The organism is Planomonospora parontospora, assembly GCA_014647935.1.
Classification (GTDB): Bacteria; Actinomycetota; Actinomycetes; order Streptosporangiales; family Streptosporangiaceae; genus Planomonospora; species Planomonospora parontospora.
In genome coordinates this window covers 35874-58667 of record BMQD01000007.1, presented here as the reverse complement: position 1 = coordinate 58667, position 22794 = coordinate 35874, and the positions used below count along the sequence as shown (strand labels likewise).

General features: G+C 73.8%; 22 protein-coding genes. 13 read left to right on the top strand and 9 right to left on the bottom strand.

The features are described from left to right. Positions 1 to 63: 63 nt before the first annotated feature. Positions 64 to 1227: a DUF418 domain-containing protein gene (locus IEZ07_RS12960; protein WP_191894986.1), complete on the bottom strand. Its 1164-nt coding sequence runs from the start codon at positions 1225 to 1227 to the stop codon at positions 64 to 66. Between the two features lie 229 nt (positions 1228 to 1456). Here IEZ07_RS12960 and IEZ07_RS12955 point away from each other — a divergent pair, with 229 nt between their 5' ends. From IEZ07_RS12955 to IEZ07_RS12935, 5 genes are all read left to right on the top strand, one after another. After that, entirely contained in the window at positions 1457 to 2059 is a 603-nt protein-coding gene (locus IEZ07_RS12955; protein ID WP_191894985.1) for a PadR family transcriptional regulator, read from the top strand. Positions 2060 to 2175: 116 nt separating this feature from the next. After that, on the top strand, positions 2176 to 2556 hold the full coding sequence (locus IEZ07_RS12950) for an SgcJ/EcaC family oxidoreductase (RefSeq protein ID WP_191894984.1): 381 nt from the start codon (positions 2176 to 2178) through the stop codon (positions 2554 to 2556). After that, positions 2553 to 2960 carry a hypothetical protein gene (locus IEZ07_RS12945; protein WP_191894983.1) on the top strand — a complete coding sequence of 136 codons (408 nt, stop codon included), beginning with the start codon at positions 2553 to 2555 and terminating at the stop codon, positions 2958 to 2960. Before IEZ07_RS12950 ends, IEZ07_RS12945 begins: the two co-directional genes overlap by 4 nt. Before the next feature lie 108 nt (positions 2961 to 3068). Further along, positions 3069 to 4319 (top strand): ADP-ribosylglycohydrolase family protein, encoded by a 1251-nt coding sequence (locus tag IEZ07_RS12940; RefSeq protein ID WP_191894982.1) that lies wholly within the window; start codon positions 3069 to 3071, stop codon positions 4317 to 4319. A gap of 108 nt (positions 4320 to 4427) precedes the next feature. Then, on the top strand, positions 4428 to 6626 hold the full coding sequence (locus IEZ07_RS12935; RefSeq protein ID WP_191894981.1) for an amino acid adenylation domain-containing protein: 2199 nt from the start codon (positions 4428 to 4430) through the stop codon (positions 6624 to 6626). Between the two features lie 94 nt (positions 6627 to 6720). On the opposite strand, the gene IEZ07_RS12930 is transcribed toward IEZ07_RS12935, so the two are convergent. Next, positions 6721 to 7308, bottom strand: coding sequence for a TetR/AcrR family transcriptional regulator (locus IEZ07_RS12930; RefSeq protein ID WP_189239178.1), 588 nt, complete (start codon positions 7306 to 7308; stop codon positions 6721 to 6723). A gap of 18 nt (positions 7309 to 7326) precedes the next feature. Then, a complete protein-coding gene (locus IEZ07_RS12925) occupies positions 7327 to 8325 on the bottom strand; it encodes an aldo/keto reductase (RefSeq protein ID WP_191894980.1) in 999 nt (332 codons plus the stop codon). Between the two features lie 211 nt (positions 8326 to 8536). On the opposite strand from IEZ07_RS12925, the gene IEZ07_RS12920 reads away from it, so the two are divergent. Together IEZ07_RS12920 and IEZ07_RS12915 are read left to right on the top strand one after the other, a co-directional pair. Then, positions 8537 to 9532: an NAD(P)-dependent alcohol dehydrogenase gene (locus tag IEZ07_RS12920; RefSeq protein ID WP_239319882.1), complete on the top strand. Its 996-nt coding sequence runs from the start codon at positions 8537 to 8539 to the stop codon at positions 9530 to 9532. A 250-nt stretch (positions 9533 to 9782) separates the two neighbouring features. After that, the gene (locus IEZ07_RS12915; protein ID WP_191894979.1) at positions 9783 to 10952 is read left to right on the top strand and encodes a lysozyme; all 1170 of its coding nucleotides are present in this window, start codon (positions 9783 to 9785) and stop codon (positions 10950 to 10952) included. Between the two features lie 16 nt (positions 10953 to 10968). Here IEZ07_RS12915 and IEZ07_RS12910 read toward each other — a convergent pair whose 3' ends face one another. Further along, complete coding sequence (locus IEZ07_RS12910) at positions 10969 to 12753, bottom strand: hypothetical protein (protein WP_191894978.1); 1785 nt, start codon at positions 12751 to 12753, stop codon at positions 10969 to 10971. Then, on the bottom strand, positions 12738 to 13493 hold the full coding sequence (locus IEZ07_RS12905) for an ABC transporter ATP-binding protein (protein WP_068899057.1): 756 nt from the start codon (positions 13491 to 13493) through the stop codon (positions 12738 to 12740). Before IEZ07_RS12905 ends, IEZ07_RS12910 begins: the two co-directional genes overlap by 16 nt. A 601-nt stretch (positions 13494 to 14094) precedes the next feature. On the opposite strand from IEZ07_RS12905, the gene IEZ07_RS12900 reads away from it, so the two are divergent. Then, on the top strand, positions 14095 to 15060 hold the full coding sequence (locus IEZ07_RS12900; protein ID WP_191894977.1) for an ATP-binding cassette domain-containing protein: 966 nt from the start codon (positions 14095 to 14097) through the stop codon (positions 15058 to 15060). An 83-nt stretch (positions 15061 to 15143) separates the two neighbouring features. Next, complete coding sequence (locus IEZ07_RS12895; protein WP_191894976.1) at positions 15144 to 15911, top strand: ABC transporter permease; 768 nt, start codon at positions 15144 to 15146, stop codon at positions 15909 to 15911. 153 nt (positions 15912 to 16064) lie between these two features. On the opposite strand, the gene IEZ07_RS12890 is transcribed toward IEZ07_RS12895, so the two are convergent. The 3 genes from IEZ07_RS12890 to IEZ07_RS12880 all read right to left on the bottom strand — a co-directional run bounded on the left by IEZ07_RS12890 (position 16065) and on the right by IEZ07_RS12880 (position 17968). Continuing rightward, positions 16065 to 16295, bottom strand: a complete 231-nt coding sequence (locus tag IEZ07_RS12890) for a DUF2277 domain-containing protein (protein WP_191894975.1) — start codon at positions 16293 to 16295, stop codon at positions 16065 to 16067. A gap of 100 nt (positions 16296 to 16395) precedes the next feature. Then, the gene (locus tag IEZ07_RS12885) at positions 16396 to 16656 is read right to left on the bottom strand and encodes a hypothetical protein (protein ID WP_191894974.1); all 261 of its coding nucleotides are present in this window, start codon (positions 16654 to 16656) and stop codon (positions 16396 to 16398) included. Positions 16657 to 16798: 142 nt separating this feature from the next. After that, on the bottom strand, positions 16799 to 17968 hold the full coding sequence (locus tag IEZ07_RS12880) for a UDP-N-acetylglucosamine--N-acetylmuramyl-(pentapeptide) pyrophosphoryl-undecaprenol N-acetylglucosamine transferase (RefSeq protein ID WP_191894973.1): 1170 nt from the start codon (positions 17966 to 17968) through the stop codon (positions 16799 to 16801). A 271-nt stretch (positions 17969 to 18239) separates the two neighbouring features. Between IEZ07_RS12880 and IEZ07_RS12875 the strand changes: the two genes are divergently transcribed. Next, complete coding sequence (locus IEZ07_RS12875) at positions 18240 to 18503, top strand: dsRBD fold-containing protein (protein ID WP_068899040.1); 264 nt, start codon at positions 18240 to 18242, stop codon at positions 18501 to 18503. 230 nt (positions 18504 to 18733) lie between these two features. Here the strand turns inward: IEZ07_RS12875 and IEZ07_RS12870 are convergent, their stop codons facing one another. Continuing rightward, entirely contained in the window at positions 18734 to 18925 is a 192-nt protein-coding gene (locus IEZ07_RS12870; RefSeq protein WP_301549321.1) for an EF-hand domain-containing protein, read from the bottom strand. Between the two features lie 342 nt (positions 18926 to 19267). Between IEZ07_RS12870 and IEZ07_RS12865 the strand changes: the two genes are divergently transcribed. From IEZ07_RS12865 to IEZ07_RS12855, 3 genes are all read left to right on the top strand, one after another. After that, complete coding sequence (locus IEZ07_RS12865) at positions 19268 to 20884, top strand: N-acyl-D-amino-acid deacylase family protein (RefSeq protein ID WP_239319854.1); 1617 nt, start codon at positions 19268 to 19270, stop codon at positions 20882 to 20884. A gap of 113 nt (positions 20885 to 20997) precedes the next feature. Then, positions 20998 to 21810, top strand: a complete 813-nt coding sequence (locus IEZ07_RS12860) for an IclR family transcriptional regulator (RefSeq protein WP_191895157.1) — start codon at positions 20998 to 21000, stop codon at positions 21808 to 21810. Further along, the gene (locus IEZ07_RS12855; RefSeq protein ID WP_191894971.1) at positions 21807 to 22775 is read left to right on the top strand and encodes a sugar kinase; all 969 of its coding nucleotides are present in this window, start codon (positions 21807 to 21809) and stop codon (positions 22773 to 22775) included. The genes IEZ07_RS12860 and IEZ07_RS12855 overlap by 4 nt, the downstream gene beginning before the upstream one ends. Positions 22776 to 22794 lie beyond the last annotated feature (19 nt).

Sequence of the window (22794 nt, the reverse complement as noted above, 5' to 3'; positions counted from 1 at the left end):
GACCGACAGGACCGACAGACCGGCAGGACCGGCAGGACCGGCAGGACCGGCAGAACGATGAGATCACCGGGACCGCCGCGGAGCCGTGGAGAGCAGGGTGAAGCGTCTCAGCGCCCATTCGACCGGGCCCTGCCGGTGGCTGCGCAGCCACCAGGCGCTCAGTGCCAGCAGGAGCGCGTAGATCACCGCGGCCACTCCCATCACCGCGATCGGGGGCAGCTCCCCCGCCAGCGCCAGGCCGTACCCGGTGAAGACCAGGCAGGCCAGCACCGACTGGCCGATGTAGTTGGAGGCCGCCGTCCGCCCGGCCGGGGCCAGCGCGCCGGCGACCGCCGGGAACCGCTTCACCAGCGCCAGCAGGGTGACCACGTAGGCGGCCGACAGCAGCGGGGAGGCCAGGTTGTTGACCGCCAGGCCGACCAGTTCCGCGGCGCCGCCCGTCTGGGACGACCAGGTGAAGAAGACCGCGGCGGGCAGGCCGACGCCGTAGCCCAGCCACAGGATCCTGGGGACCAGGTGGGCCCAGCGCTCCCTCTCCTCCAGCAGTCGCGACTTCCCGGCCGCCAGCCCGAACAGGAACAGCGCCATCGCCATCGGGCCCTGGCCGAGCCACACGAACGCCGCGAGCATCGGGTAGGTCTCGACCTGGAACCGCAGGAAGTCCAGCGGCCCGCCGGTGACCAGCGCCTCGGCCCGCGCCGCGGCGGCCGTGTCGGCGACCGGGGCCGCCGCGCCGCTCGGGTCGAGCAGGACGAGCCCGGCCAGCACGAGCCAGATCACCGACATCACGCCAATGATCCAGCAGCCGGCCTTGACGGCGGTCCTGGGCCTGATGTCGCGCATCGTCAGCAGCAGGAGGCCGAGTGCGGCGTAGAGGGTGAGGATGTCGCCGATCCAGAGCAGGAACCCGTGCGCCACGCCCAGGGCGAACAGGCCCAGGCAGCGGCGGACCATGCGGGACTTGACCTTCTCGCCCCACGAGCGCATCTGCAGGGTGAAGGAGTAGCCGAACAGGAACGAGAAGATCACGTAGAACTTGGTCAGCACCAGGGTGCTGACCACGAGGGCGACGGGGCCTTCGCTCATGGGCAGGGTGCCGATGCCGACGGCGTATCCGGGATCGGCGAAGAAGCCGATGTTGGCGACCAGGATGCCGCCCAGCGCGAAGCCCCGTACGGCGTCGATCTCGTGGATGCGCCTGGACGCCGGCGCTGCGGTCTGGGTCATGCCCTCGATGCTAGGAATCCGATGTACGGCGCACATCGGACTTCGGACGGGGGTTCCGCGACCAAAGTCGACGGCGGTGGGCCACCGGCACGGCGACCGCGGGCCCGGTGCGGGCCGGTCCCCCGGCAGCGGCGGCGCGATGCCGATCACCGACCATCCGCCCGTCAGCCCCGGAACCTTCCCCTGATTCCGCTATAGTGCATAATGCAATATAGAAGGAGGCATCATTATGGCGCGGCGTCCTGATCTGGTCGGCTTGACCGTGCTGGCCATGCTCGCGGTGCGCGCCAGCCACCCCTACGAGCTCCACCGCTTCATCATCGACACCCACAAGGACTACGTCACCGGGCTTCCTCGGAGCCTCTACCACGCGGTCGAAAGACTCGCGGGCGAGGACTTGATCGCCCCGGTCGAAACCAGCAGAGAGGGTCGCCGGCCGGAGCGCACCGTCTACGAGATCACCGACGAGGGCCGCAGTGAGCTGTCGACCAGGCTCCGCGCGCTCCTCGAGAGCCCTCACCCGGATCGCCGGACGTTCACCGCGGCCGTCTCCCTCATCGGCACCCTGCCGGTGCCCGACGCGCTGCGCGCCCTGCGCACCAGAGCCGCGGCGCTCGAAGGACTGCTGGCCGGGACGGACGCCCACCTGCGCGCCATGAAGGACAACGGCCTGCCCGACATCCTGATGATCGAGGTCGACTACGAGCGCACGCTGAACGAGGCCGAACTGGCCTGGGTGCAGCGCATCGTCGCCCGTCTGGAATCGGGCGAGCTCGGCTGGTCGGGCACCGTCCGGCAGGACCTGCTGTCGCAGCTGCTCGACGAACCATGAGCAAGCGGCTGCCAGAGTGCGCCAACACCCTGGCAGCCGGACATCCGAACAAGGCGCCTGCCCTGCCTGGACTCGCAACCTCCAGGATAGGCGCCACGACCAGAAGGAATCGCGCCATGTCCGTGAACACGGAGATCACCGGTCTGCTCACCCGCCTCGCCGACGCATGGAACGCGGGCGACGCCACCGCCTACGGCGGCCTCTTCACCGAGGACGCCGACTACATCGCCTTCAACGGCATGCACAGCGAGGGGCGAGCGGCCATCGAGGCCTCGCACCGCTGGTTGTTCGACGGACCGCTCCGGGGATCGACCATGGCCGCCCCGAACGGCCGGATCAAGGTCAAACCGCTCGCCGACGGAGCGGTCCTGGTGATCTCGAAAGGCGGCACCGCGGTGGCGGGCGAGTTCCGCGAGTCGATCGTCTCCTTCACCGCGGTCAGCACGCCCGAAGGGTGGCGGTTCGCCTCCTTCCAGAACACGCGGGTGGCACGGTGAGGGAGGAGAAGCCGATCGCCGAGGTCACCGGGATCGTCGAAGCGCCGCCCACCGTGGTCTTCGACGACCTGGCCGGTGCGCTACTGCCCGGCGGCACGCGCACCGGCCGCTTCACCGTCGAGGATCTGCCCGGTCACACCTCCACCGTGGAGGTCACCGGCCACACCATCTCCTTCCAGGGCGGCTGGTGGTACCGGGGCGAGTGGAGCGTCGAACCACACCCCCGGGGCGCGCTGCTCGTGCACCGGGTCTTCAATGTCGCCCAGAGGATGCGGTGGGGCGTGCCACTGGCCAATCGTTTCTTCGTCGGCTTCGCCGCCGACACGCGGCGGGGGTTCGCCGACAACCTCGTCCAGATGGGGCATCGCCTGGGTTGTCCGGTCCATCTGGTGGCACCCCGTTGAGACCGCGCCCTCCACTCGGCCGGGAGTACGAGAACCGCAGGCCCCCATCCGCCACCGCCACCGACGCAGACGCAGACGCAGACGCAGACGCAGACGAGGAAATCGATCATGAACGACTCCGCGACCACCGTCCCGTACCCCTCCCGCGTCCGGGGTTGCCTGCTCGGCGGCGCCGTCGGCGACGCGCTCGGCAACCCCGTCGAGTTCATGTCCCTGGCGGAGATCCGTGCGCGGTTCGGCCCGGCCGGGCTCACCGGCATGGTCGAGACCGAGATCACCGACGACACCCAGATGACCCTGTTCACCGCCGAGGGCCTGATTCGCGCCCGGCTGCACGGCGGCGATCCGCTGGCGGGCGTGCACGGCGCCTACCTGCGCTGGCTCGACACCCAGGACCACACCGCGCCGCGCCCTGAGGATGACGGCTTCCGCACCGGATGGCTGCGCACCGAGCGGTGGCTGTACGCCCGGCGCGCCCCCGGCAACGCCTGCCTGTCCGGCCTGCGCTCCGGGATCGCCCCTCCCCCGCCCGAGACGCCCCTCGGCCACGGGCCCGTCAACCCCGGTTCCAAGGGGTGCGGCACCGTGATGCGCTCGGCCCCCTTCGGTCTCGTCCGCAGCACGAAGGCGGTCCCGGTCATCACGGGCACCCCTGCCGCAGCCGCCGACCCCGCCTCCGCCACCACGGCCGGCCCGGCCCCGGGCGCCGGTCCCGTCCGCGCCTCCTCCACCTCCTCCGCCTCTCCCGTCTCCACCGCCGTGGCCGATCCGGTCGCCCTGGCCACCGCCGCCGCCCGCATCACCCACGGCCACCCCACCGCCGCGATCGCCTCCGGCGCGCTGGCCCACCTCATCGGCCGGCTCGTCGACGGGGAACCGCTGGCCGAGGCCGTCGACTCGACCGACCGGATGCTGTCCGCCCTGGACGGGCACGGGCCAGAGCACCGGGAGACCCGCGAAGCGCTGAGCGCGGCCCGGCGGCTGGCGGAGGCGGGCGGTCCCGCGCCGGAGAAGGTGGAGACCCTGGGCGGCGCCTGGATCGCCGAGGAGGCGCTGGCCATCGCCGTCTACTGCGCCCTGGCCGAGCCGGACCCGCGCCGGGCCCTGCTGCTGTCGGTCAACCACTCGGGCGACGCCGACTCCACCGGCGCCGTCTGCGGCAACATCGTCGGCGCGGCGTACGGCGAGGCCGCGCTGCCCGCCGACTGGGCCGCGATCGTCGAGGGCCGCGACACCGTCCTGCGGATCGCCGACGACCTCGTCACCGCCTTCGAGGGTCCGGCGCGGGACCTCGCCGCCCGCTACCCCGCGGACCGATGGACCGGCCAGCCCGGCAGAGGCGATCGACACAGAGGGTGAGGTAACCCTACGCTTATGTGAACGCTGCAGATCCTCGTCGGATACGCTTCACCCCTGATTTGCGGAGTGCCGGCCGTACGTTCCCCCGTTCGAAGGCGGTTTCTGCCCATGGCATCTCAGGTGACGCGGTTGTACCAGGCGGTGCTGCGTGACCGGGAACCGCCGATCTCGATCCGGCTGCGCCGTACCTTCTCCGAGTGGACCGAGGCGAAGGGCTTCCCTCCCGCGAGCGCGGCCCGGGCCCGGACCGAGCACGAGGCCGGCGGGGCCCGCCTGGTCATGGAGCGCCGGGGCGGCGGCTGCGGCCGCTACACGCTCGGCGAGCCGGTCGCGGGCGGGCTCCTGCGCACGCAGGTGACCTACGCCGAGTCTGTGCCGGGCATGACCGGGTGGGTCGTCGTGACCGTGGAGCAGCACGGCGGCCGGGAACCGGAGGCGGTCACCGCCCCCGGCTTCCTCCCGGCGTACCTGCGCACCGCCCGGATCACCGACGGCGCCGTGCACGTCGAGGACGGGCCGGTGGTGCTCGACGAGACCGAGGTGGACCGGTTCGTCCGGACGCTGGCCGATCCCCGCCGCCGGGTTCCGGCCGTGGTCGTCTCCGTGGACGCGCAGCGGCCCGAGGCGGGCCGTGCCCGCGCCGACCACCTGGCCGCCGCCCTCACCGGGGCGGCCCTGGTGGTGCGCCTGGCGGATCTGCGCGCCCAGGACCGGTTCAACGAGACGCTGGGTGAGCGGCTCGGCGTGTACGGCGGCGGCGTCCGCACCTACGTCACGCCGTTCGCCCCCGCCGGGGAGCGCTACCCCGAGCGGCACCTGACCATGGGCGGTCCCCGGCTCCGCGCCCAGGGCGCCGCCGCCCTCGGCGTGGTCGTCGAGGGGGCGCTCGGCAGGACCGCCCGCGCCGAGCTCCCGGACGACGTCCGGCGGACGATGGGGGCCGTGCGCCGGGTTCTGTCCGGCACGGCCGAGCTGAGCGCGATCGCCGCCGCGGCGGCCCCGGTGCCCGCCCCGGCCGACCTCAGCCGCGAGGAGCTGCGGCGCGGGATGATGGCCCTGACCCGGCAGCCGGTGCCGCCCGCCGCCTCGGAGACGGCCTCGGAGACGGCCTCGGAGACGGCCTCGACGCGGTCCGCCGCCGCCGCACCGCCTTCCACCGCGCAGTCCGCCGCCGCACGGCCGGGGGCCGCGGGTCCGGGCGCCTCCGGAACCGCCGCCCCGGGAACCCGGTCGGCCGCCGGGCAGGGCTCCTCCCCCGGCCCTTCTCCGGCGGCCGGGCCGGTCGGCGGCGCTCCGGCGCTCGACGTGGCCGGTCTCGTCCGGGCGGTGGCGGACGCGGTGGTCAAGGAGCTGCGCGGTGAGCTGGAGAGTGCGCTGAACCTGGCCGCGTCGTCCGCCTCCCCCGACGACGAGCCGGGCCTGCTGCTCCGCGAGATCCGCGTTCTCGGCGCGCACGTGGCCGGGCTCCGCGACATCGTCGCCGAGCGGTGGCGGGACGGTCCTCCCCCGGTGGCCGGGGAGGCGGGGGCACCGGCGGAGACACGGGCGGAGGACGAGCCCGGGGCACGGACGAGGACGCGGGCGGAAGGCGAGCCCGGGGCAGCGGAGACACGGGAGGCACCGGCGGAGACACGTGTGGAGGGCGGGGCCGGGCGTCTCCGCCGCGAGCACCTGTTCCTCCAGAAGGAGTACGCCGACTCCGCCGCAGAGGCCCGCAGGCTGGCCTGGCAGGTGCGCCGGCTGGAGCGGATGCTGATCGAGGCGGGTCACCCGGCCTACGGCGCGGCCCCAGAGGAGGACGTCTTCGAGCCGACCGGTCTGGTGGACGTGCTGGTCAGGGCCCGGGCGGCGCTGCGGCACGTCTCGGTCGGCGACACCGACGGCCCGGCCGCCCGGCTGGACCTGGACCATCCGGCGCTCTGCCGTACCTGGGCGGCCAAGGCGTGGGACGCCCTGTGCGCGCTGGACGACTTCGCCGGGGCGCGCTCCTCGGGTGCGTTCTCCGGCGGGTTCTACGACTGGTGCGCCAACGGTGCGGACGGCCGCCGCACCATCCCCACCGGGATGCTGGCCATGCGCGAGTCCAGGAGCGTGACGGGCAGCGCCAAGTTCAGCGAGCCCCGGGTCTTCGCCGTCCCGCAGGAGGTGCATCCGGCGGGACGGCTCCTGATGGAGGCGCACGTGAAGCTGCGGCCCGTCGGCTACCCGGCGCCGCGGATGTACTTCCACGACGACTCCGGCGGCGCCAGCGGCAAGGTCTGGATCGGCTACCTCGGGGACCACCTCCCCAACACCCGAACCAACTGAGGCGCCCGGGACCCCGCCCGCGCACCCGTCCGCACCGCCGCGGCACCCCGCCCGACCGCAGCCCGCGGGTCCGCGGGCCTGCGGGCGCGTACCGTCAGCCGGTCGCCCGCAGGCCCGCGAGCACCAGTGAGCAGACCGCGCCGAAGGCCGTGTCGATCTCCGGGGCGGACCATTCGGCGGCGTAGAGCGGGTTGTGGAAGCGGCCGGTCGCGTCCAGCACCGCGCGCGCGGTGACCTGCGGATCGCACGGGGCGAACGCGCCCTGCGCGACGCCGTCGGCGATGATCAGGGCGATCTCGCCGAGCAGGGCGTCGATGTGCTCGCCGACCACGGTGTCGCTCTCACCGGCGAGCACGGTGTAGGTGGCGAAGAGCTCCGGGTCGTCGAGGGCCTTGCGCCGCTTGGCCTCGAACAGGGCCGCCAGCCAGCGGCGCAGCCGCTCGGGGGCCGGGGAGTCCTCGGCGGCGAGCTCGGCCAGTCCCGCGTGGTTGCGATCGAGCCAGCGCCGGGTGACCGCGGCGCGCAGCGCCGCCTTGGTGGGGAAGTGCCGGTACACGCTGCCGTGGCTGACCCCCAGGGCCCTGGCCACGTCGACCACGGTGGCCTTGGCCGGGCCGTAGCGGCGCAGGACGCCCTCGGTGGCGGCCAGGATCTCCTCGGCGGTCAGTGCACCCGCGGCCATCGTGTCCTCTCAGCGCCGTCAGCTGTCCAGGTGGGCCATCAGCGCCTCCGGGTAGCGGGTCCCGGCGACCTCGTCCGCCGGGACCGCGTCCTCGATCGCGGCCAGGTCGGCGGCGTCGAGGGCGACGTCGACGGCTCCCAGGGCCTCGGCGAGGCGGTCGCGGCGGCGGGCGCCGACCAGGGGGACGATGTCCTCGCCGCGCGAGAGCACCCAGGCGATGGCGGCCTGCGCCACCGTAACACCCTTCTGCTCGGCGGTCGCGCGCAGGGCTTCGACCAGGGCGAGGTTGCGGTCGAGGTTCTCGCCGGAGAAGCGCGGGCTCAGACCGCGGAAATCGCCGGGGGCAAGGGCGCGGTCCCGGGTCCAGTGGCCGCCGAGCAGGCCGCGGGAGAGCACGCCGTACGCGGTGACGCCGATGCCGAGCTCCCGGCAGACGGGCAGGGTCTCCACCTCGATGTCGCGGGAGAAGAGCGAGTATTCGATCTGCAGATCGGAGATGGGGGCCACGGCGGCGGCCCGCCGGATGGTCTCCGCGCCGACCTCGGACAGGCCGATGTGGCGCACGCGGCCGGCCTCGACCTCCTCCGCGATGGCGCCGACGGTCTCCTCGACGGGCACGGCCGGGTCGAGGCGGGAGAGGCGGTAGACGTCGACGTGGTCGGTGCCCAGCCGCTGCAGCGTGTAGGCCAGGAAGTTCTTCACCGCGGCGGGACGGCCGTCGTAGCCGTTCCAGCCGCCGCCGGCGTCGCGCAGGGCGCCGAACTTGACGCTGAGGACCACCCGGTCGCGGGCGCCGGCCCCGGCGGTGCGCAGGGCCTCGCCGATGAGCAGCTCGTTGTGGCCCATCCCGTAGAAGTCGCCGGTGTCCAGCAGGGTGACGCCGGCGTCGAGGGCGGCGTGGACGGTGGCGAGGGACTCGGTCCGGTCCGCCTCGCCGTAGAGGGCGGACATGCCCATGCAGCCGAGGCCGAGGGCGGAGACAACGGGACCGGAGGCGCCGAGGGTGCGGTCGTGCACGGTGTGCTCCTTGGAGGTGGTCGGTGCGGGATCCGCTTGCACGATCACTATGCACTATGGACTGACAGGTTTCAATATCTGTCAGTCCATAGTGCATAGTGATTCAGAATCCCCCGCGATCAAGTGGAGTAAATAATCTTTGACATAATGTCCATGGTGTTTTACCTTTCTGAATGTCAGCTTTGTTTTACACGGAGGCGCTGTGACGACGATGACGACGACCATGAGGGCGATGTTCCGGGACGCCTACTGCCCGCCCGACCGGCTCGAGCTCCGCGACGTCGGCAGGCCGGTCGCCGGACCCGGCGACGTGCTCGTGCGGGTCCGCGCGGCGGGCGTCGACCAGGGCACCTGGCAGCTCGTCACGGGCCTGCCGTATCTCATCCGCCTCGCGGGCTTCGGGCTGCTCCGGCCGAAGGTCCCCGTCCCGGGCCTGGACGTCGCGGGGACCGTCGAGGCGGTCGGCGAGCGCGTCACCCGGTTCCGGCCCGGCGACGAGGTGTTCGGCACCTGCGACGGCGCCCTCGCCGAGTACGCGTGCGCTCCGCAGGCCAGGCTCGCGCCCAAGCCCGCGAACCTCACGTTCGAGCAGGCCGCTGCGGTCCCGACCTCCGCCTTCGCCGCCCTCCAGGGGCTCCGCGACGCCGGGGGGATCCGGGCCGGGCAGCGGGTGCTGGTCATCGGGGCGGGCGGCGGCGTGGGGACGTTCGCGGTGCAGCTGGCCAGGGCGTTCGGCGCGCACGTCACCGGCGTGTGCAGCACGGCCAAGACGGGCCTGGTCCGGTCCATCGGCGCGGACGAGGTCGTCGACCACACCCGCGAGGACGTCGCGGACGGGTCGCGCCGCTACGACCTCGTCCTCGACACCGGCGGGCACCGCTCGCTGTCGCGCCTCCGGCGGCTCCTCACCCCCCGGGGGACCCTCGTCATCGTCGGCTCCGGCGGGAGCGGCCGGGGAGGCGGCCGGTGGACGCAGGGCGCGGGCCGCCAGCTCCGGGCGGTGATGCTCTCGCCGTTCGTGGGCCAGAACCTGCGCGGGCTGATGTCGACGGGGCGGGAGGAGGATCTCCGGCTGCTGGGAGAGCTCCTCGAGAGCGGGCAGATCACACCGGTCGTCGACCGGACGTACCCTCTGGGCGAACTCCCGGAGGCGCTCCTGCACCTGAGGAGCGGCCGCGCGGCCGGCAAGGTCGTCGTCACCGTGTGAGGCGCGGACGAAGACCGGCCGGCGGGCAGGAACGGCGGCAGGACCGGCCGGCACGGAGGGACGCACGGAGGGACGGGCGCCTTCCCCGGTGCGGCGTCGGAAAGACCGGACCCGGCGCCGTGAAGTGACCTGCACCACACGACCGAACCCTCACCCGGACCCGCAGGCCGCCGATCGGCAGGAGGAAGCCGACGCCGCAGGCGTCCGTCCACCCGGGACGGCGTACGGCGTCCCATGAGGGACAGGACGAATGGAACGCCTCCCCCGACTCCTCCTCGGCGGCGGCCTGGCCGTCGCCCTCGCCTCCTGCACCACCGCGCTCCCGGCGGCCGCCGCCGCGCCGGTGCCGTCCGGCGTCCGGGGACTGGACGTCAGCTCGCACCAGCCCAGCGTGTCCTGGCCCGCGGTGTACCGGGACGGAGCACGGTTCGCCTACGTCAAGGCCACCGAGTCGACCACCTATCGCAACCCCCGCTACGCCGAGCAGTACCAGGGGGCCCGGCAGGCCGGCCTGATCAGGGGCGCCTACCACTTCGCCCTGCCGCACAAGTCCGGCGGCGCCGCCCAGGCCGACTACTTCTTCCGCAACGGCGGCGGCTGGACCTCCGACGGCTGGACCCTGCCGGGCGTGCTCGACATCGAGTTCAACCCGTACCAGTCCTCCAACGGCCTGGACATCTGCTACGGCCTGTCCCCCGCCCGGATGGTGAGCTGGATCCGCGACTTCAGCGATCGCTACCTCGCCCTGGCCGGCCGGCGGCCCGCCGTCTACACCAACACCTACTGGTGGCAGACCTGCACCGGCGGCAGCGCCGCCTTCGGCGACCACCCGCTCTGGCTCGCCCGCTACGCCTCGGCCGTCGGGGCCCTCCCGGCGGGCTGGACGGCCCACGCCATCTGGCAGCACGCGGACTCCGGCGTCTTCCCCGGCGACCAGAACGTCTTCAACGGCACCTACGAGCAGCTGAAGCTGCTGGCCGCCGGCCGGAGCGCCGCGGCCCCGGTGAAGGCGCCCGTGAAGGCGCCCGTGAAGGCGCCCGTGAACGCGTCCCCGAAGGTTTCCGTGAAAGCGCCCGCGCGCAAGCCGGTCAGGGCCGCCACCCGCGTCTCCTCGCTGAACGCCGGTCCCGAGCCGGTCGGAAAGGGCCGGAAGCTGACGGTCTCCGGCACCCTGCGGCTGGCCACCGGCACCCGGCGCGCCGTCGCCGGACAGCGGGTCCTGATCAGGTTCCGGCCGCGCGGCTCCACCGTCTGGCGGACGGCGGGCACCGCCGTGACCGCCTCCGGCGGGACGTTCCGCCGGACGTTCCGGGCCGCCGGGGACGGCACCTGGCAGGCGGTCTACAACGGGGACGCGCTGCGTCTGGCCGCCCGGAGCGGCAGCGACTACGTCGACGTGCGCACCGGCCGGTGGTGGTGATCGGGAGGAGGACCCGTCAGGGCGTGCGGCGGCGGTAGGGGATCCACAGGCCCAGGCCGTAGACGCCGAGGCCGAGCAGGACCATGAAGACGATCACCGGCCACTGGAGCCCCTCAGGCATGTGGAGTGCGAGGAACCAGCTCCGGTCCTCGGTCCCGTTGGCCTTGAGGAAGCCCGCCACGATGCCCTGCGGGAACAGCGGGATCGCGCCGACCGACCAGCAGAGGGCCGTGATGATCTGCTCGCGCTTCGGCAGGTCGTCGAACTTCGCCCAGCTCCCCGGCTTGGCCGGGGGCCGCTTGCCCGTCCGCATCGTGTGCAGCAGCTCAGGCCCCTGGGCGTGCAGCCGCCGCTGGGCGAGCAGCCCGAAGCCCCACAGGCACAGGCCGCCGGTCACCACGCCGACGGCGACGCCCGCCCAGCCGTACAGCGCGGCCGCCACCGCCGCCGGGGCCCCGGTGAGCGCCACCAGGACCAGTACGGCGTAGGCCAGGCCGGTCATCGCGCCGTCGTCCTCGCTGGAGCGCAGCGGGTTGTTGCCCCGCCGGTGCGGGTCGATGCCGGGCACGAGCGCGTAGACCGAGATCAGCGGCACGATCCCGGCGGCGCCCCCGAGCAGGGCGGCGGTGAGCGCGAGCACCATGGGCCAGGGTCCGCCGGTCACGGAGGTGAGGCCCAGGGCCAGCGCGGCGGCCACCGGCCCGACGACCAGCAGCCAGGCCAGCTGCCTGCCCCGCACGTCGGCCGCGCCCGGGGAGAGCAGGGTCAGCCAGAGCGCGGTGCCGTCGACGCCGTAGAGGTTGGCCGACATGGCGGCCGCCATGATGATGAAGATCGGCCCGGCCCAGGGCAGCATGGCGGTCCAGCCCAGGACCAGCGGGGCGGCGGCGAAGAACACGCCGTAGGCGACGGCGAAGGTCAGCTGGTGGGTGCGGACCAGGTCACGCGACCAGGTCCGCAGTTCCTTGGCCACCACGGCGCCCGTCGCGGTGGCGGCGGTCATCGGACGCCGACCCCGGGCGGACGCCTTGACCGAGCCCGCGCGCCGGGCCAGCAGCGCGGCCCAGGCGGCCAGCAGCAGCGCGACGAGCACCGCGAGCGCGCCCAGCGTGAGGCCCGCGCGACCCCAGGCCCCGGTTCCGGCGGCCTCGACCGCGGCCAGACCCCAGCCGGACGGCAGATAGCGCACCGCCGCCGACGCCCCGGCCGGGATCCCGCCGGTCTGCCCCAGCGCGACCGCGAAGACCCAGCCCTGGCCGAGCGCCGCCAGGATCGCGCCGTTGACCAGGCCGGCGCCGACCGCGCCCGCGCGCGACCGCAGGGCCAGGCCCATCACGGCGACCGCGACCCGCGAGAGCAGGACGAAGACCGCCAGTTGCAGGAGCATCGCGGGCAGCGCGACGAGCACGGCCGCCGGGCCCTGCCGTACCCCGAAGACCACCAGCCCGGACAGGGCGAGCAGGCTGATCACGGGGGCGACCCCGACGAAGGCGGAGACCAGCAGGCCCGCCGCCAGGCGGCGCGGCGGGAGGCCTAGCGAGGTGAAGTACTCGGGGCGGAGCGTCTCGTCACCGCCCCCGGCGAAGACCGGGCCGAAGATCCAGCCGAGCATCCAGACCGCGTAGGCCGCGGCGAGCAGGTCCCCGGTCTGGAACGCGGCGTACAGCGTGCCGCCCGCCAGGACGAGCCCGAGCGCCCCGCCCATCACGATGGAACCGGCCTTCTGCCCGCTCATCGAGTTGCGCAGCACGGCCAGCTTCATCGCGGCCATGGTCCGGGGAACGGTCAGCGCGACAGCCACGACAGCCCTCTCGACCCGGTGTCGGACGCGCCGACGAGCCCGACGAAGGTGTCCTCCAGGGAGCGGTCGCCCCGGACCTGCTCCAGCGGCCCGGCGGCGGCGACCCTGCCCTGGTCGATCACCGCGACGTGGTCGCAGAGCTGCTCGACCAGGGCCATGACGTGGCTGGACAGCACGATGGACCCGCCCCCCGCGACGAACCCCCGCAGGATGGTCTTGATCGTGGCCGCCGAGACGGGGTCGACGGCCTCGAAGGGCTCGTCCAGCACGAGCAGCCGCGGGGCGTGCAGCAGCGCCGCCGCCAGCCCGATCTTCTTGCGCATGCCCGTGGAGTACTCGATCACCAGGGTCTTCTCGGCCCGGTCGAGTTCCAGCACCGACAGCAGCTCCTGCGCGCGGGCGGCGACGACGTCCTTGGCCAGCCCTCGCAGCAGGCCGAGATAGGTGAGCACCTCCCGGCCGGTCAGCCGTTCCGGCATCGCCAGGCCGTCGGGCAGCACGCCGACCATCGCCAGGGCGTGGGAGGGGTCGGACCAGACGTCCGCGCCGAAGATCCGGGCGCTGCCGCCGTCGGGGCGGAGCAGGCCGGTGGCCATGGACAGCGTGGTGGTCTTGCCGGCGCCGTTCTGGCCGACCAGCCCGTAGAAGGAACCCGGTGGGACGGTCAGGTCGACGTGGTCGGCGGCGACCTTCTCACCGAAGGTCTTGGTCAGGCCGACGATCTCTAGCGCTGGAGTCATGGGGGTCTTTCGTATCACTGGCGGGGAGGGGCCGGGAAAAGGTTTTCATCCGGCGGCCGGGAAATTCGATCATGCAGGCCGACTCTCTGTCCAGTGCTCCCGCCCGGCACCGGCGGGTACGGGAACGATGGCCTCCGCGCTTCCGCCGCGGACCGATGACCACCGCCCTGCCCGGGCCTCCGCCCTCCGCCCCCCCGTTCCTCCGCCTCCCGTCCCTCCACCCCTCCGCAGTCCCCCGTTCCTCCACCCCGCCACCCCGCCGCCCCACCGCCCCTCCATCCCTCCGCCGCCCCGGCGACCGGCGACCGGCGACCGGCGACCGGCGACCGGGACATTTTTCCAGCTCCTCCCCGAACGGAGCGGGAAACCCCACTTCAGGCGGGCTCCGCGCCCCGGAAGAACGTCGCCCCACCCTTGCCGGGACCTTCAAGGCGAAGACGTTTCCCCAGGTCAGAGCAAACATGAACACACCTTTCACGTTTGCCAGGCCCGGGTGCCCTGGCTGAAGATGAACGCATCACCGCCGAACCCCCGTCCGGGGTCTCTTCGGCGTGCCCGCATCCCGCCCGAACCATCCGCGCTCCGCCCCGAGGAGGGGATCATGATCCATGCCCGAGGACTCACCCGGAAATTCGCAGTCAAGCGGGAGACCGTCGACGCCGTGCGCGGCATCGACCTCGACGTGGAGGCCGGTCGGCTCGTCGCCGTCCTCGGCCCGAACGGGGCCGGGAAGTCCACCACCCTGCGCATGCTGACCACCCTGCTGCCACCTACGTCGGGGACCGCCACGGTGGCGGGCCGCGACATCGTGGCGGACCCCGCCGGGGTGCGCGCCCGCATCGGCTACGTCGGGCAGAAGAACGGCGCCGGCGAGAACTTCCGCGTCCGCGACGAGTTGGTGACCCAGGGCCGCTGCTACGGCCTGACCCGTGCCGAGGCCGACCGGCGGGCCGACGAGGTGCTCGACCGTCTGGAGCTCCGGCCGCTGGCCGCGCGCAGGCCCGGCACGCTCTCCGGCGGGCAGCGCCGCCGCCTCGACATCGCCCTGGGACTGGTCCACCGGCCCGGCCTGCTCTTCCTGGACGAACCGACGACCGGGCTGGACCCGCAGAGCCGCGCCGACGTCTGGGAGCACATCCTGCGGCTGCGCGCGGAGTACGGCACGACGATCCTGCTGACCACCCACTACCTGGAGGAGGCCGACACCATGGCCGAGCGGGTGGTGGTCATCGACCACGGCCGGATCATCGCCGACGGGACCGCCGCCCGGCTCAAGAACGACCTGGCCGGCGACCAGGTCACGATCACCGTCCACGACGCCGCCGACACCGCGCGGGCGGTCGCCGTCGCCGGGCGGATCGCCGCGCCGGACGGGGTGAGCGCCGAAGGGGTGACCGTGCGGCTCCGGGTGCCCCGCGCGGACGCCGCCCTGCCGGAGTACCTGCGGGCCCTGGAGGCGGCCGGGGTGAAGGCCGTCACCGCGGAGATCTCCCGCCCCACGCTGGACGACGTGTTCCTCGCCCTCACCGGTCGCACGCTGCGGGAAGGTGAAGGCGCCGCCGCGTGAGCCTTCCGGCTCCACGGTCCGCCGCCCATTCCCCGCCCCGGGGAGAACCGACGCCCGCCCCCACCGCTCAGGAAAGGCCTGACATGGACCTGCGATTCGCCCGCGACACCGCGACCGTCTTCTCCCGGGAGTTCGCGCCCGTGCCGCGCGAGCCCCTCGGCCTGCTGTTCACCATGGGCCAGCCCCTCCTCTTCCTCTTCCTGTTCGGCCCGCTGCTGGCGGGCACGCCGAGTTTCGGCGGGGCGGGCGGGGACTCCCCGTGGCAGTGGTTCGTGCCCGGCATCCTGGTCATGATGTGCCTGTCCGGACCGATGATGGCCGGATACAACCTCCTGGTCGAGCTGATCGGCGGCTCGCTGGAGCGGATGATGGTCACCCCGCTGAACCGGACGGCGATGCTGGTCGGCCGGACCCTGAAGGAGTTCGCGATCCTGCTGGCGCAGGCCGTACTGATCATCGCCCTGGCGGTGCCGCTGGGCTTCCGGCTCCACTTCGCCGGAGTGCTGGCCGGACTGGTGCTGCTGGCCGTGTTCGGGATCGGGCTGGGCGCGCTCTCGTTCGCGCTGGCGATCGCCTCCCAGCCGGGCGGCGAGCTGTTCTACGGGGTCACCCAGCTGGTGATGTTCCCGCTGCTGCTGCTGTCGGGCATGCTGCTGCCGATGGACTTCGGCCCGGCGTGGCTGCAGGCCGCCGCCGCGTTCAACCCCGTCACCTACATCGTGGAGGCCGAGCGGGCGCTGTTCTCCGGCCGGTTCACCGACGCGCCGGTGCTGTACGGCGCGCTCTCGGCCTGCGCCGTCGCCGCCGCGGGCCTGGCGCTGGGCACCCGGTCGATGCGGCGCGGCGTCTGACCCCACGGCGCCCGACCCCACCCGCCGTCCCGGGTCCCGGCGCGATGCCGGGACCCGCCAGGATCTCGGTCCCTCCGCCGGAGCGCGTCGACCGCGGACTCCGGGCACGGCGGGCGCCAGGACCGCGGCCGACACCGGGCGGCACGGCGAGCGTCAGGACCGCGGCCTGCTCCGGGGCGGCTGCCTGAGCTCGAGATCCTCCAGGAGCATCTGGGTGGCGGCGGCGACGGCGGCCACCGCGCGCTCGAACGCCTCGGCGTTGCGCGCGGACGGGGCACGGAACCCGGAGATCTTGCGGACGTACTGGAGGGCGGCGGCGTGCACGTCCTCACCGGTCACGTCGCTGGCGTAGGGCTCCCGGAGGGTCTTGATGCTCCGGCACATGACAGGACCTCACTTCATCCATGCCCGGCGCCCATGCCTCCCGGTGGTCAGTACCGCTCCCGTGGAACGGCCACCGGGAAGGATCGGCGCCGGGAACCGGTCAGGCTCCGACGAGGGTGGCCGGGTCGACCCGGTCGACCGCGTGCAGCGCCCAGCGCATCCGCTCGCGGTAGGTCTCCGGGTGGTCTCCGGCCTCCTGCGCCACGCAGGCCACGCAGTCGCCGATGTCGTGCCGGCAGACGCGCAACCGGTCCTCGATCGCGGCGCGCACCTGCTCCGGCGAGGGGTCCTCCGAAGCCTGCAGCGTGGAGGCGAACAGGACGTCGGCCAGGTCGGACATGCTCATCACGGTGGTGGGCATCGTGTGCCTCTCTCCCCGGAGGCCGCGGGACCCGGTGGGATCGCGCGGACTCCTCGAATCGTCCAGCTTGGGCTCACACCACCAGCATGCCTCCCGCCACCGACATTTTCCGGCGGCCGCGACCCGGTCACCTGAACCCGAGTCACCTGAACCCGAAGACGCCCGCCTCCTCCAGGACCATCCCGGCCAGCGCCCCGGCCGCGTCCACCCTGCCGAGCGACTTGGCCGCCTTCGACATGTCGGCGCGCAGCCGCGGGTCCGCCAGGAGGGCGTCGAGCTCGGCGAGCAGCAGCTCCGGCTCGGGACCGTTCTCCAGGAGCGCCCGGGCCGCTCCGGACTCCGCCAGGTAGCGGGCGTTCTGGCGCTGCTCGTCCCCGGCGGAGGGCACCAGGGGGACGAGCACGGACGGCTTGCCCACCGCGGTCAGCTCCGCGACGGCGCCGGCCCCGCTGCGGGAGACCACGACGTCGGCCGCGGCCAGCACGTCGGCCAGCTCCTCGCCGACGTAGGGGACGGGACGGTAACGCTCCCGCAGGTGCTCCGGGAGGCCCTCGGCGGTCCGGGTGAGCTGGTCGATCCAGCCGGGGCCGCACTGGTGGAGCACCTGCGCCCGCTCCAGCAGCGAGGGCAGGATCCCCTCGATCAGCGTGTTGATCTGGCGGCTGCCCTGCGCCCCTCCGGTGACGTACACCAGGGGCACCTCCGGCGAGAAGCCGAAGTGCCAGCGGCCGGACGGGGCGTTCCCGCGCAGCAGGTGGGGCCGGACCGGGTTGCCGGTGACGGCCGCCCGCTCCCGGGCCGGAGCGGGCAGGTGCTCCACCGACGAGGGGTGGGTGAGCGCGATCCGGGTGGCGAAGCGCGCCAGGATGCGGTTGGCCAGGCCGAGCGCGGTGATCTGCTCGTGCATCACGAGCGGGCGGCGGAGCATACGGGAGACCAGCCCCAGCGGCACGCAGACGTACCCTCCCGTGGACAGCACCACGTCCGGCCGGTAGCGGGCGGCGATGCCGAAGGCCTGGAGGATCCCCACCGGGATGCGGAACATGTCGGCGAGGTTGGCCAGCAGTTCCCTGGGGTTCGGCGAACGCCGCAGCTTCCCCGTCTTGATCGCGCGGAAGGGGATGCCGTTCTCGGCGGCGACGCGGGCCTCCAGGCCGCTCGCCGTACCCACCCAGAGCACGTCCAGGTCGTACCCGTGCGCGGCGGCCTGCTCGCGGACGGTGGCGACGGTGGTCAGCGCGGGATAGGTGTGACCGCCGGTCCCGCCTCCGGTGACGAGCATGCGCAGGGGCTGGCGGCTTCCGGCATTCATGCGTGCGTTTCCTCCACAGATCGCGATCGTCGGGCTCCCGGCCGCGGCCGAGGTGCCGGGCGACCTCGGGCACGCTACCGGGAGTCCCGATAAAGATCCAATTGCTCCGAATCCGTCCACCACCCGCCGAACCGGGAAGCCAAGGTAGAAGTATGCCGCAATCGGGTACAAACCCGCACGAAAGCCATATTTCTCGTGAATGGCTACGCGCGGGGATTCACCGTCCCAGCGGGACCTCGGAAGAAGCACCGCCCACGAGGAGGGATGCACCATGCAGACCAAGCAGTGGAACGTAGAGATCACCATCGTCGAGGACGACAACGACCGGGTCACCTCGGCCCAGGCCGTGCTGGACATCCCCGATGGCCGCAGGTACGAGAGCGTCGAGTACGCACGGCGCAATCCGACCGACCGCCCGGTGCCGGACATCGGCGACGAACTGGCCGCCGGCCGCGTGCTGGCCGACCTGTCCGGCAGGCTGATGGGCGACGCGGCGGCCGATGTGATGGAGGAGGCCGAGCTCAGGAGAAGGTGAGGACGGCTTCGGATCCCGGTCTCCTGGACGGCTCCGACGCCGGGCCTCCGGGGCTCCCGATATCCCGGACTCCGGGGCCTCTCGAGGGCGCGGCCCGGACGGTCGTCGTCCGGGCCGCGCTCTCCGTTCGGGCCCGCACCCTCCGCTCGGGTCCGGGGCCTGCGATCCGATCGGGGGCCGGCCGGCCTGTCGGCGACCCCGACCGGCCGGCCCGCGTCCGCGGCCGGTCGTCAGTCCTGGGACATCAGCCTGACGAACTCCTCGAAGGAGAACCGCCCGTCGCCGTCGGAGTCGGCGTCGCGGTTCAGCGAGCCGATCGCCTCCGCGGGGAGGTCCGGGAAGCGCCCCGCGAGCTCCCCTTCCGTGATGAAACCGTCGCCATCGGTGTCGATGGCGGAGAACTCGCTCCTGAGCTCGGTCAACCGCTCCGCCGACATGGTGTCCCGCCTTTTCCTCGTGTCCGTTCCGGCTGACAACCTACGGGAGTCCCGGCCGGGCGAGAAGACGGGCTCCCGTCCGGAAGCCGTGCTCCTCCCCGCGGCTCCGGGACGCGGCCCTCCCGCCGCCCCCTCCCCTTCACCCCGGCCCCGGAGCTCGGTCCTCCCCACACCTTCTTCTCCCGGCCTGCCCCGCAGGCCGCCGGACATCGACCGGACGTCGACCAGGCAGCGATGAGCGGAAGGCTTCTCTCAGCATGTTGTGCAGTGCACAACGCCGTGCCGCGAATGTGGTACCGCGCGCACGGGCCCTCTACCGTGTCCACCGTGTTCGACGTGCTCATCGAGGGCGGCCGGGTGGTGGACGGCACCGGCGCCCCGCCCTACCCCGCCGATGTCGGCGTCCGCGACGGCCGGATCGAGGCGGTCGGCGACCTGTCCTCCGGGGGTTCCCGTACCGCCGCGGCCACGGTCGCCGCCGCCGGGCGGCTGGTGGTCCCCGGTTTCATCGACGCCCACGTCCACGGCGACGCGACCGTGCTCGACCCCGGTGTGCAGCTGGCGGTGCTCCGGCAGGGCGTCACGACGTTCGTGCTCGGGCAGGACGGCCTCTCCTTCGCCCCCTCCGGTCCCGAGACGCTGCGCTTCGTCACCCGCTACTTCGCCGCGATCAACGGCGCGCATCCGGCCCTGGACGGCGGGCCGGTGAGCGTGGCGGACCTGCTGGCCTCCTACGACCGCGCGACCGCCCTCAACACCGTCTACCTCGTCCCGCACGGGACGGTCCGCCACGCGGCCTCCGGCGATCCGTCGGCGATGCTCCGCCTGGTGGAGCAGGGGCTGGAGGACGGGGCCGCGGGCCTGTCCAGCGGCCTGGAGTACGTCCCCGGGCGGTACGGCGACGCCGCCGAACTCGCCGCGCTGTGCGCGCCCGTCGCCCGGGCCGGTCTGCCCTACGTGACCCACATGCGGGGGTACGAGGAGGCCGCCGCCACGGGCATGGCCGAGGCACGGGCGATCGCCGAGCGGGCCGGGGTCGCGCTGCACGTCTCCCACTACCACGGTCCCGGTGAACGGCTCGCGGGGATGGTCGACCGCGCCCTCGCGGCGGGCCTGGACGTGACCTTCGACAGCTATCCCTATCTCAGCGGGTTCAGCATCCTGGCGATGGTCGCCCTTCCCCGCGACCTCGACGGCCCCGGCGTCCCCGGCCCCGGGCCGGACGGCCGGACCGGCGACGGCCTCGGTGGGACACCCGGCGGGGCCGGGGACGGGACCGCGCGCCCCGACCTGGACCGCACGGTGGCGCTGCTGCACGATCCCGCGGTACGGCGCCGCCTGGCCCGTGAGACCGACCCCACGCTCTGGCGGCGCGCCGTGCTCGCGCACGTCCCCGCCGCCGAGTTCGCCTGGACCGAGGGCAGGACGCTGGCCGAGGCCGCGGCCGAAGCCGGGCGCGGACCGGCCGACTTCTGCGCGGACCTGCTGATCGCGACCGGGCTGGCCGCCAGCTGCGTGTTCGCCCAGCCGCCCGGCAACGACGACGCCTCCATGCGCCTGCTGCTGCGGCACCCCGCCCACCTCGGCGGATCCGACGCCATCCACATCGGCGGCCACCCTCACCCCCGGGCCTTCGGCGCCTTCGCCCGCTTCCTCGGCCGCCACGTCCGCGAGCTCGGCGACTGGACCTGGCAGGAGGCCGTCGCGCACCTGTCCTCCGGTCCGGCCCGCCGCTTCCGGTTGCCGGACCGGGGGCAGATCCGTCCCGGCATGGCCGCGGACCTGGTGGTGGTCGACCCCGGGAAGGTGGCCGACACCGCCGACTACTCCCGGCCGCGCGTTCTCGCCGAGGGCATCGACGACGTACTGGTCGGGGGCGTGCCGGTGCTGGCGGGCGGTGCCCTCACCGGGGCCCGCCCCGGCCGGCCGCTGAGGCCGCGGTGAACGCCCCCGGTCCCGGCCGGAGCCGCGACCACGACCACGACCACGACCACGACCGAGAACAGGAACGGAAACAGGTGCAGGCGCAGAGTCCCGGCAGAGAGCGCGAACACGACCTGAGCCCCGGCACGGGACCGGGTCAGGGCAGGACGGGCGGCGGGGAGCGCAACCAGTCGGCCTCGCTCCGGCGGGCGCTGGCCGTACTGGAGTACGTGCGCGACCACGCGGGCGCGGGCCAGGGGCTCTCGCTGTCGCGGCTGGCGGAGGCGCTCGGCCTGTCCAAGAGCACCGTGTTGCGCCTGACCGCCCCGCTGCTGGAGGCCGGGCTCCTGGAACGCGACCGCAGGAGCGGGGCCTACCGGCTGGGCCACGGCACGCTCCGCCTCGGCCAGGCCTACCTGTCCACGCTCGACCTGAGGACCGTGGCCGCGGAGGAGACGCGCCGGCTGATGCTCCAGGTCCGCGAGACCGTCCACCTGGTCGTCCACGACCCGCCGTACGTCGTCTACATCGACAAGGTGGAGAACGAGGCGACGGTCCGGATGGCCTCCCGGATCGGCAGCCGGAGCCCGCTCTACTGCACCGCGGTCGGCAAGGCGATCCTCGCCTGGCAGCCCGAGGAGGCCGTCGAGCGGGTCGTGGCCGCCGGGCTGCCCGCCCTGACCCGCCACACGATCACCGACCCCGACCGGCTCCGCGGTGAGCTGGCCCGGATCCGGCAGCGCGGCTACGCGGTCGACGACCGGGAGAACGAGCCCGAGGTCCGCTGCGTGGCCGCGCCGATCTTCAACCACGACGACAGCGCGGTCTCCGCCGTCTCCGTCTCCGGTCTGACCTCGCGGATCACCGCCGCGCGGGTGCGCGGCCTGGGGCCGATGGTGGCGCGGGCCGCCCTGGTGATCTCCAGAAAGCTGGGAGCCCCCCGATGACCGACCTGGTGACCCTCGGCGAGACCATGGCCCTGTTCACCGCCCGCCGTATCGGCCTGCTCCGGCACGCCCGCGACTTCGACCTCGGTGTGGGCGGCGCCGAGTCGAACGCGGCGATCGGCGTCACCCGGCTGGGCCTGCGGGCGGCCTGGATCGGCCGGGTGGGCGCCGACGAGTTCGGCGAGATGGTCCGCTCCACCCTGGCCGGGGAGCACGTCGACGTCTCCCGGGCGGTGGTCGACCCGGACGCGCCCACCGGTCTGATGGTCAAGGGACGGCGCACCTCAGAGGCGGTGGACGTACGTTACTACCGGGCGGCGAGCGCGGGTTCCCGGCTCTGCCCGGACGACCTCGACCCGGAGCTGATCCGCTCGGCCCGCGTCCTGCACGTCACGGGGATCACCCCCGCGCTCTCGGCGTCGGCCCTCGAGGCGGTCCGGGCCGCGGTGGCGGAGGCGCGCGCGGCGGGGGTGCCCGTCTCGATGGACGTCAACTACCGCCGCGCCCTCTGGCCGCCGGAGCGGGCCGCCGCCGTGCTGCGCGAGACCGTCGAGGCCGCCGACGTGCTGTTCGCCACCGAGGCCGAGGCCCGCCTGTTCACCGGCGGGCAGGACGCTCCGGGCGGGGATCCCGCCGAAGCGGCCCGGGCCCTCGCCGCGCTGGGACCGCGCCACGTGCTCGTCAAGCTCGGGGCCCGCGGCGCGCTGGAGTTCTCCGACGGACAGGTACGGCGCGCCGGGCCGTACCGGGTCACCGAGCTCGACCCCGTCGGGGCCGGTGACGCCTTCGCCGCGGGCTGGCTGGCCGACTGGCTGGACGGGGCCTCGCCCGAACGACGCCTGGCCACCGCCTGCGCCGCCGGGGCGTGTGCGGTGACCGCGCAGGGCGACTGGGAGAGCCTGCCCCGCCGTGCGGACCTGGAACTGCTCCGCCTGACCGGCACGGCCGACGCGGTCGACCGGTAGCCCTGCGACGCGGAAGGCC

What these genes read in the sequence shown, in the direction of transcription:
- IEZ07_RS12960 (WP_191894986.1), bottom strand. Translation starts at nt 1,227, where the DNA reads ATGACCCAGACCGCAGCGCCGGCGTCCAGGCGCATCCACGAGATCGAC.
- IEZ07_RS12955 (WP_191894985.1), top strand. Translation starts at nt 1,457, where the DNA reads ATGGCGCGGCGTCCTGATCTGGTCGGCTTGACCGTGCTGGCCATGCTC.
- IEZ07_RS12950 (WP_191894984.1), top strand. Translation starts at nt 2,176, where the DNA reads ATGTCCGTGAACACGGAGATCACCGGTCTGCTCACCCGCCTCGCCGAC.
- IEZ07_RS12940 (WP_191894982.1), top strand. Translation starts at nt 3,069, where the DNA reads ATGAACGACTCCGCGACCACCGTCCCGTACCCCTCCCGCGTCCGGGGT.
- IEZ07_RS12935 (WP_191894981.1), top strand. Translation starts at nt 4,428, where the DNA reads ATGGCATCTCAGGTGACGCGGTTGTACCAGGCGGTGCTGCGTGACCGG.
- IEZ07_RS12930 (WP_189239178.1), bottom strand. Translation starts at nt 7,308, where the DNA reads ATGGCCGCGGGTGCACTGACCGCCGAGGAGATCCTGGCCGCCACCGAG.
- IEZ07_RS12920 (WP_239319882.1), top strand. Translation starts at nt 8,537, where the DNA reads ATGACGACGACCATGAGGGCGATGTTCCGGGACGCCTACTGCCCGCCC.
- IEZ07_RS12915 (WP_191894979.1), top strand. Translation starts at nt 9,783, where the DNA reads ATGGAACGCCTCCCCCGACTCCTCCTCGGCGGCGGCCTGGCCGTCGCC.
- IEZ07_RS12905 (WP_068899057.1), bottom strand. Translation starts at nt 13,493, where the DNA reads ATGACTCCAGCGCTAGAGATCGTCGGCCTGACCAAGACCTTCGGTGAG.
- IEZ07_RS12900 (WP_191894977.1), top strand. Translation starts at nt 14,095, where the DNA reads ATGATCCATGCCCGAGGACTCACCCGGAAATTCGCAGTCAAGCGGGAG.
- IEZ07_RS12895 (WP_191894976.1), top strand. Translation starts at nt 15,144, where the DNA reads ATGGACCTGCGATTCGCCCGCGACACCGCGACCGTCTTCTCCCGGGAG.
- IEZ07_RS12890 (WP_191894975.1), bottom strand. Translation starts at nt 16,295, where the DNA reads ATGTGCCGGAGCATCAAGACCCTCCGGGAGCCCTACGCCAGCGACGTG.
- IEZ07_RS12885 (WP_191894974.1), bottom strand. Translation starts at nt 16,656, where the DNA reads ATGCCCACCACCGTGATGAGCATGTCCGACCTGGCCGACGTCCTGTTC.
- IEZ07_RS12880 (WP_191894973.1), bottom strand. Translation starts at nt 17,968, where the DNA reads ATGAATGCCGGAAGCCGCCAGCCCCTGCGCATGCTCGTCACCGGAGGC.
- IEZ07_RS12875 (WP_068899040.1), top strand. Translation starts at nt 18,240, where the DNA reads ATGCAGACCAAGCAGTGGAACGTAGAGATCACCATCGTCGAGGACGAC.
- IEZ07_RS12855 (WP_191894971.1), top strand. Translation starts at nt 21,807, where the DNA reads ATGACCGACCTGGTGACCCTCGGCGAGACCATGGCCCTGTTCACCGCC.